Genomic DNA, 7512 nt, shown 5'->3' with positions numbered 1-7512 from the left:
CGTCCCGCCCGTCCTTTTTGGACGGGCGGGACGCCCATCCCACAAACTTGTGGAAGTTATTTAATTCTCATTCCTTAGCGATCGCCCTTAGTTCCTCTTTCTCAAATAAGAGCGATCGCCCTTTTGGAATAAGTCAAAAAGTGCGATCGCCCTTTACCCCTTTTTCTCAACCAAAGGCATCGCCCTTTTGGAATTAGTCACAAAGTGCGATCGCTCTTTTTGATATGGAAAAGTCGATATCTCTTTTGTTCTGAGTCAAAAAGGGCGATCGACTTTTATTTAAGCTGCCACGATTGCCGGACTCGGAGGCACTAAATCTTCTTCTTGGCAATACTCAAGGTAGCTGGAGCTCGCTTCTTTAGCATTGGCGATCGCTTCTTCATAAGTTTTCCCATAAGTACAGGGCTGCATTGCAATTGTTGCAAACTCTGGCAGTGTTACCAAATACAGTCCATCCTCTTGTGACCATTGAATTAATAAACTATAGCGGTAATTCATTCCTCTGATTCCTCTGCTGAAGAATTGTTTCTAACTCTTGAATTGCTTTTTTTAACAATTTCTCCAAATACAATGGTGTATCCTCAACACAAGAAGAGATTTTAGGATCTGCTGTGGCGCTGGTGTGGGTGGCGGTGTGGCATTTCTGGGGGTGGCCGCGCGAAGTAGAAATTGCTAGAGGTAAGCCGGAGGCTAAGAAAAGTCAGAGTTCAGCTAAGAAAAAGCGATCGCCCAATCCTAACTCACCGCCTCCGAATCCGGTAGAACAAGAGCTCAACCAGCTCAAAGCGACAACTGGAATGAATCGGATGAAGCCTGTGAGACGATCGACCCAGCCAACTCCTGAAGTTCCTCAATGGTACGTGTTTCGCAGCGGTGAAGCCAAAGGGCCCTATACCAAATTGCAATTATGGGAGATTGAGGAAATCACAGCCCGAACCAAAGTGCGGCGCGGGGAAGCCGAGTGGCAGCGCGGCGGTGAAATTCCAGAATTAGCGTCGTACCTCACTCAAAAATAAGACAGTACACGTCACCGCACGTCGATCAGCGCTCAAGACGATCGCGCTGCCCAGAAAGTAGCGCTATTCTTAGAAAAGGGATTTGTGTCAGCGAGACTCCCGGAGATTTTTATGAATATTACTTTGAGTCCTGAGCAGGTGAAATTGATCGAAGCGCAATTAGCACTGGGGCAGTTTAGCTCGCCGGAAGAGGTGATTACAAAAGCCCTCCAGACTTTGACTCAAACACGCCAGCATTATTGGGAGTGGGTGGAGGAAGTGCGCTCTTCGGTGGAGGAAGCGGAGGCGGAACTATCGCGGGGTGAGGGAATCCCCTTAGAGACTGCCATCGAGCAATTGCAGGAAAAGTTTCGCAAGGCGCGAGAGGTTCACGGATGAGTCGATGCTTTGTCTCTCCAACTGCAAGCCGAGACTTGAATGCCATTGGTGATTATTTTGTGGGTTCAAGTTTCCCAAATAAAAAGCCCTCAACTTTGTGAGGGCTTTGCGATGCCAGGAACGAGACTTGAACTCGTGACACGTGGATTTTCAGTCCACTGCTCTACCAACTGAGCTATCCCGGCTTGTTTTTTCGCGCTTTACTATCTTAGCAGACACATACAGAATTTAGCAAGCACTTTTTCAAAGTAATTTTCGATCGCCCGGAACCGCCCGCCTGTAAGCTAAAAGCTGCAACCTAAAATCCAAAAATCGCAATGGCACAGCAACATCGGGACAGCGAGGGCAAGAGTCTGCTTGTCTTAGGCATAATTTGGCTGCTGGGGGCAATTAGCGATCGCCTCTGGTTTGCCTTCGATCGATCTGTCCCGGCGTGGGATCAAGCAGATTACCTGACTAGCACCCTGAAATACTTGCAGGCGTTGCAGCATCCTCAGTGGTTTTCCGGGGAGTGGTGGACAAACTTCTGGCTACTTTCGACGAAAATTCCGCCCTTGGCATACATCTTAACCGTTCCGTTTCTTCAGGTTTTCGGTACTGGGGGCGATCGGGCAACCCTCGTTCATTTATTATTTAGTGCAATTCTCCTCGCTTCAGTCTACAGTCTGGGCGTCCAATTATTTAACAGGCAAGTCGGTTTGTGGGCCGCTGCAATTTGCGTTTTGTTACCCGGACTTTATCGGTTCCGCTTGCAATTTTTACTCGACTATCCCCTCACTGCGGCGATTACTTTTGCTTTCTATTGTCTGACAATGTGGAAGGCTTCTGAAGGAAGAAATTCGGCAACGGATTCTGTAACGGATGTAACGGATGTAACCCATAGAACTCAGTTGAAAGAACGAACAAATAAAAAGTATAAATTCTCCCCCTCTCCCACTTCCTCCCTCTCCCCCTCCCCCACTTTCTCCCTCTCCCTGTCGTCTTTCTTTTGGGCGATCGCATTTGGAATTTCTCTCGGTTTATCAATATTAGTTAAACACACTACCGTATTATTTCTGTTTACCCCGATTGTGTGGTTGGCTTTTGGTGCTGTGCGACAAAAAGCTTGGGGGAGATTAGGTCAATTAGCAGGTAGTTTGTTGCTGTCGGTGGCGGTGTTTGGCCCGTGGGCGAAAACCAATTGGCTGTTAATTTTGACCGGGGGAAAACGGGCAACGGTGGATTCTGCGATCGCCGAAGGAGATCCGGCCATCAATACGATCGACGCTTGGATTTACTACGGTCAACACTTACCCGAACACATTTCTTGGCCTCTGTTAATTATTCCCTTAGTAGGATTGATACTTTATTGGCGTCGTCGGCAAGATAGTTCGTCCATCTTGCATCTCAACTCCTGTCGCTGGCTGGCTGTTTTCTGGGGAGGAGCTTATTTAATTAATTCTCTAAATATCAACAAAGATGACCGATATGTGATACCTTATTTGCCAGTTTTATCTATTTTTTTAGCATATTGTTTAACGCTTTTGCCTTATCGGTGGGGGCGACAAATTCGCTGGGGTACAATTGGCTTGGCAATTCTGGCGATGCTGTTTCATATCTGGCCGCTGGGAGGTGCTTTTGGACATAGCTTAGTCCAAATTATCAGTCCCGGCAATTCTAACTATCCTTACTTGGGGAAAGAGTGGCCGCACCGAGAGGTAATTGCCGAAATTATTGATCGGGAACCTTATTTGCAATCTACTTTAGGCGTGTTGCCTTCGACACCGGAAATTAACCAGCATAATTTGAATTTTTACGGTGCTTTGGCGAATTTTCAGGTTTACGGGCGGCAGGTGGGAACGAATTTAAAAGACGTGCCGCAAGATGTGCGATCGCTCTCTTGGTTTGTCACGAAAACTGGCCCACAAGGTTCGATTCGCGAACGGATTAAACAAGCTCAAAATGCCGCCGTAAATGCAATTGAAAAAGGTGATAAATTTGAGTTAGATAAAACTTGGATTTTGCCAGATTATACTAATTTAAATCTTTATCGCAAGCGAGTGCAGCCTGTCGAAATACAGCCGTTGAATGAAGCGCGATCGCAAGTACAATTAGAGCGAGTTACTGTCGCTGCAAAAGCAGTTCCCGGAGTCGCGCTACCGGTTACTTATACTTGGTCAGGGCCTTGGCAGCAGTTGCAGTCTGGTTTAGTGTTGGTAACGTGGCAAAATCAGGAGTCTGGCAATATTCCACCGGGACAGACTTTCAGGATTTTACACGATCGCGCGATCGGCCAGGCGACTTTGCATCCGGGGATTCTGGAAGCCGATAAATTTGCTGTGGGGTTTCGAGTTGTCGATCGCACGGCGATGCTTCCTCCTGCTAATATTGCACCGGGAACTTACAATCTGCAAGCTACTTATCTAAATCGGAAAACCGGCGAAACTTATCCGATTAATGTGTCGGCAGTGAGTGTTAAGATCGAGGCAGAGCCTCTGGATCTGCGTTCCAAGGCAGAGCCTGGGAACGAGGAGAAAGCACCTGAAAACGAGAATAATAAAGATAAGCCTGAGTTAGATTTAGTGACTCAATTGCGGGTGATGGCGGTTAATTTACCCAAAGGATTGCCCGGTTTAGAACCCGTGTTCGAGCAGATTGGGCGCATCAATCAGTACGATCCAATTCAAGATTATACCGTGCAAGCGGAACAAGCGTTAGAATATCGGTTGAAACAGGAACCCAATAATCTAGAATTGGCTTATGCTTTGGCATTTTCTAGAGTATTGCAGCAGAATGTCCAAAGTGCGATCGCAGCTTTAGAAAAAGTCACTCAACTCGACTCAAAAAACCCTTACGCTTACGCATATCTCGCTTTCGTACACCTGTACGGCTGGCATCCCAAAGCCGCTCAAACAGCCTTAAAACCTGCTCTCGCTCTCAACTCCAACCTACCGGAAATTAGAGTCTTAAACGGTGTAGCGGAACTGATGCAAGGTAATCTCCTTCAAGCATGGCAAGATTTGCAATACTTAAAAAAACTAAAAATTTAACAATCCCTTTTACTGTGGCACGGGCGTCCCGCCTGTGCTTCGCCTGTGCTTCCGAATCGGTAAAAAACAGAAAACCAATGAACCAACCAAGAATAATCTCTCTAATTCCCAGTGCCACCGAAATTGTAGCACTTTTAGGATTAACCGATGCAATTGTGGGCCGTTCCCACGAATGCGACTATCCCCCAGAAATCCAAAATTTACCTGTTTGCACTCAGCCTAAATTCAATCCCGAAGGAACTAGCAGCGAAATTCACAACCGCGTGACAGAATTGTTGCAAAATGCGCTGAGTGTGTATAAAGTAGAAATAGATACTTTGGAAAAATTGCAGCCGACTCACATTATTACTCAAGCTCAATGTGAAGTCTGTGCTTGTTCTCTGACAGAGGTTGAACAAGCGGTAAGCACGCTGGTAAATAGCAAGCCAGAAATTATTTCTTTGCAGCCGAATTTGCTAGCAGAAATCTGGACGGATATTCAGCGAGTTGCTGATGCTTTGGGCGTAAATGGCAAAAGTGCGATCGACCTTTTGCAATCCCGCATCGATGCTATTATCTCCCAAACACAAGCATCATCTATTCTTACCACAAAAGAGAGAGTTCCCAAAGTAGCCTGCATCGAATGGATTGAGCCTTTGATGGCTGCGGGTAACTGGATTCCCGAATTAGTGGCAATGGCGGGAGGCAATTCGCTATTTGGAATTGTCGGCGAACATTCCCCTTGGTTAAAATGGGAAGCGCTAGTAGAAGCTAATCCCGATGTAATTATTTTCATGCCTTGCGGCTTTGATTTAAGCCGCACTCGCCGCGAAGCAATGCAGATAACTAAATACGCAGAATGGGCTAATTTGCCAGCAGTAAAAACCGGGAAAGTTTACATAACTGACGGTAATTCTTACTTTAATCGGCCGGGGCCGAGATTGGTTGATTCGTTAGAAATTTTAGCAGAAATTCTCCATCCCGAAATCTTCGATTTTGGCTACCGGGGTAAGGGTTGGCAGCCATTTTTGTAGATACCCGCAGCTAGCTAAAGCTTTATCTATATTAATTCTGAATTGCCTGCCATACAAATAAGGACACAACAATGTTGTGTCCTTATTTCGCTTTCATTTAACCGAATCTGACATCAATTGATGCAAAAACGGCTAGTCTTACTTCGCATCAGGCGGCATCAGCACCTTGTCAATTACGTGAATAACGCCGTTGCTAGCTTTGATATCAGCTTTCACAACATTAGCGCCGCTGACAGTAACTTTGCCTGCGTTAACTCCCACCTTCAGCGAACTGCCTTCCACACTTTTCACATCGCCGGATTTCAGGCTAGTAGATACAACCGAACCAGGAACAACGTGGTAAGTTAAAATCTTTGTAAGTAGGGCTTTGTTTTCCGGTTTGAGCAAATTCTCCACAGTTCCTTCTGGCAAAGCAGCAAATGCCGCGTCAGTCGGAGCAAAAACAGTGAAAGGGCCTTTTCCTTGTAAAGTTGTCACCAAACCGGCAGAGCCCAAAGCCTTCGTCAGTGTCTTGAATTGAGCGTCGCCAGATGCAATAGCAACAATATCCTTAGTAGCGGAAGTTGGTGCCGGTGAAGCGCCAGTTGGTGCCTGTGAAGCGTCAGTTGGTGCGGGTGAAGCAGCGGTTTTCACTTTTCCTGCAACTTGTGAAGTTTGAGTTGCATTAGCAACATTGGTGTTGGAGGTGATGTGAGCCCAAGCCGGGAAACCAATCAACGCGCTAGCGCCGATTATTCCTGCAAAACCTGTGAGTTGTTTCATCCAGCTAGGTAAATTTTGATTTTTCATTGCGCTTGCATTTCCTTATGAGATAAAACAGTGAACATGAATTGTTATGTTAGCCAAATCTCGACAAAAAGCAAGGTTGCCAGAGGCTAAGGTAGAGAGAAAATTCTCTTGCATCCCCGATCGAACAAAACTTCCTTAATATAACGCAACCTAAAAAATCTGGCATCAACCGCTAAATCTGTAACTCAAAACCTCAATCACCGAACCAGTTTGGGGTAAGTCAGCAGATTTGATCGAAATCGTGTCATTATTCAATCGGCGCACCGGCGTACCATCCATCAGCGCCAAGAATTCATCTAGCGGCACCAAATCGCACGCAGCAGCATCGGCGGCTTGGGTTTTGAAATGTGTCGGAATCACCATCTTTGGTTTGAGAAGTTGCAAAGTTTGCTTCGCTTCCGCCGGAGTGTAAGCTTTCGGCCCGCCGCCCACGGGAATCAGCACTACATCGGGCCGCCCGATCAAGATTTGTTCTTCAATGCCGATCGGACCAGCAACTCCGCCCAAGTGTAAAATCTTAACGCCCGCTTGCTGCCACAGCCAAGCCACATTGACCCCAAATCGCCTTCCTCCCTCACGGTCTTTTTGGGTCCGAATCCCTTGAATCCGCAGCCCGTTAGACCTGTAAGCCCCCGGTTCGTACAAAAGGCCGGGATTGCCCGCAAATCCGTCGATCGCCCCTTCATCGAGCAACCGGCTGCTAATCAGAATCAAATCTGTTGGCACTTTAGGAGAACGATAGCCTGCGGTACAGCCCAGGGGGCGAAAAGGATTCACCAGCACCCTCGCACCGCCTCCGGCGAACAAGAAGCAAGTGTGGCCCAACCACTGAATCGACAAAGAATCAGCAGTTTGAGCTTGATAGCTTTCCCATCCAGATGGTAAACCAGTGAAGAAAGCTGCTAGCAAACCCGTCTGTGCGTAACGTATTAATTGTCGCCGTTTCATCTTGTGGTTGCGGTTGTCGGGTGTTGGTCGTTTGTTGTTATACCACAAAACACAGTCAGTCGATTTTAGATTTTAGATTTTAGATTTTAGATTTACTTGCAGCATTGAATCTGGAATCTCGAACAGGAGTCTAAAATTTGGGGTTCACCACGACAGGAGTGGGGGGCTTGTATCCTTTTTGAGGCGGTTCAGGTGCGAAAATGTGTACCCTACTCTGACGGTAAGGTGCTATAAGAGCGAACCCTACAAATTCATAGAAATTCAACTAAGGAATGAGAATTAAATAACTTCCACTCTTGAAAGTGGGATGGGCGTCCCGCCCGTCCAAAAAGGACGGGC

Annotated in this window: 8 protein-coding genes and 1 tRNA gene; 5 read left to right on the top strand and 4 right to left on the bottom strand. The window is 46.8% G+C overall.

Annotation, left to right across the window (positions count from 1 at the left end):
• A partial coding sequence (locus QUB24_RS32580) for a hypothetical protein (RefSeq protein ID WP_333157682.1) occupies positions 1–197 on the top strand: 197 nt, incomplete at its 5' end.
• A gap of 82 nt (positions 198–279) precedes the next feature.
• On the opposite strand, the gene QUB24_RS32575 is transcribed toward QUB24_RS32580, so the two are convergent.
• A complete protein-coding gene (locus tag QUB24_RS32575; RefSeq protein WP_333138409.1) occupies positions 280–498 on the bottom strand; it encodes a type II toxin-antitoxin system HicB family antitoxin in 219 nt (72 codons plus the stop codon).
• A gap of 113 nt (positions 499–611) precedes the next feature.
• Between QUB24_RS32575 and QUB24_RS32570 the strand changes: the two genes are divergently transcribed.
• Positions 612–1016, top strand: a complete 405-nt coding sequence (locus QUB24_RS32570) for a DUF4339 domain-containing protein (RefSeq protein WP_333157680.1) — start codon at positions 612–614, stop codon at positions 1014–1016.
• A 111-nt stretch (positions 1017–1127) separates the two neighbouring features.
• Positions 1128–1394, top strand: coding sequence for a hypothetical protein (locus QUB24_RS32565; protein ID WP_333157678.1), 267 nt, complete (start codon positions 1128–1130; stop codon positions 1392–1394).
• Between the two features lie 112 nt (positions 1395–1506).
• Here the strand turns inward: QUB24_RS32565 and QUB24_RS32560 are convergent.
• Positions 1507–1579: transfer RNA gene (locus QUB24_RS32560), tRNA-Phe, on the bottom strand.
• Between the two features lie 132 nt (positions 1580–1711).
• Here QUB24_RS32560 and QUB24_RS32555 point away from each other — a divergent pair.
• Both QUB24_RS32555 and QUB24_RS32550 read left to right on the top strand, forming a co-directional pair.
• The gene (locus QUB24_RS32555) at positions 1712–4423 is read left to right on the top strand and encodes a glycosyltransferase family 39 protein (RefSeq protein WP_333157677.1); all 2712 of its coding nucleotides are present in this window, start codon (positions 1712–1714) and stop codon (positions 4421–4423) included.
• 77 nt (positions 4424–4500) lie between these two features.
• Positions 4501–5436 (top strand): cobalamin-binding protein, encoded by a 936-nt coding sequence (locus QUB24_RS32550; RefSeq protein WP_333157676.1) that lies wholly within the window; start codon positions 4501–4503, stop codon positions 5434–5436.
• 138 nt (positions 5437–5574) lie between these two features.
• On the opposite strand, the gene QUB24_RS32545 is transcribed toward QUB24_RS32550, so the two are convergent.
• Both QUB24_RS32545 and QUB24_RS32540 read right to left on the bottom strand, forming a co-directional pair.
• Entirely contained in the window at positions 5575–6225 is a 651-nt protein-coding gene (locus tag QUB24_RS32545; RefSeq protein WP_333157675.1) for a fasciclin domain-containing protein, read from the bottom strand.
• A gap of 165 nt (positions 6226–6390) precedes the next feature.
• Positions 6391–7173 carry an MBL fold metallo-hydrolase gene (locus QUB24_RS32540; RefSeq protein WP_333157674.1) on the bottom strand — a complete coding sequence of 261 codons (783 nt, stop codon included), beginning with the start codon at positions 7171–7173 and terminating at the stop codon, positions 6391–6393.
• Between the last annotated feature and the right edge of the window lie 339 nt (positions 7174–7512).

The organism is Microcoleus sp. B9-D4, assembly GCF_036705105.1.
GTDB lineage: Bacteria > Cyanobacteriota > Cyanobacteriia > Cyanobacteriales > Microcoleaceae > Microcoleus.
Note: the sequence above shows the minus strand (reverse complement) of the source record. Positions and strands in the feature narration are given on the sequence as shown.

What these genes read in the sequence shown, in the direction of transcription:
- QUB24_RS32575 (WP_333138409.1), bottom strand. Translation starts at nt 498, where the DNA reads ATGAATTACCGCTATAGTTTATTAATTCAATGGTCACAAGAGGATGGA.
- QUB24_RS32565 (WP_333157678.1), top strand. Translation starts at nt 1,128, where the DNA reads ATGAATATTACTTTGAGTCCTGAGCAGGTGAAATTGATCGAAGCGCAA.
- QUB24_RS32555 (WP_333157677.1), top strand. Translation starts at nt 1,712, where the DNA reads ATGGCACAGCAACATCGGGACAGCGAGGGCAAGAGTCTGCTTGTCTTA.
- QUB24_RS32550 (WP_333157676.1), top strand. Translation starts at nt 4,501, where the DNA reads ATGAACCAACCAAGAATAATCTCTCTAATTCCCAGTGCCACCGAAATT.
- QUB24_RS32545 (WP_333157675.1), bottom strand. Translation starts at nt 6,225, where the DNA reads ATGAAAAATCAAAATTTACCTAGCTGGATGAAACAACTCACAGGTTTT.
- QUB24_RS32540 (WP_333157674.1), bottom strand. Translation starts at nt 7,173, where the DNA reads ATGAAACGGCGACAATTAATACGTTACGCACAGACGGGTTTGCTAGCA.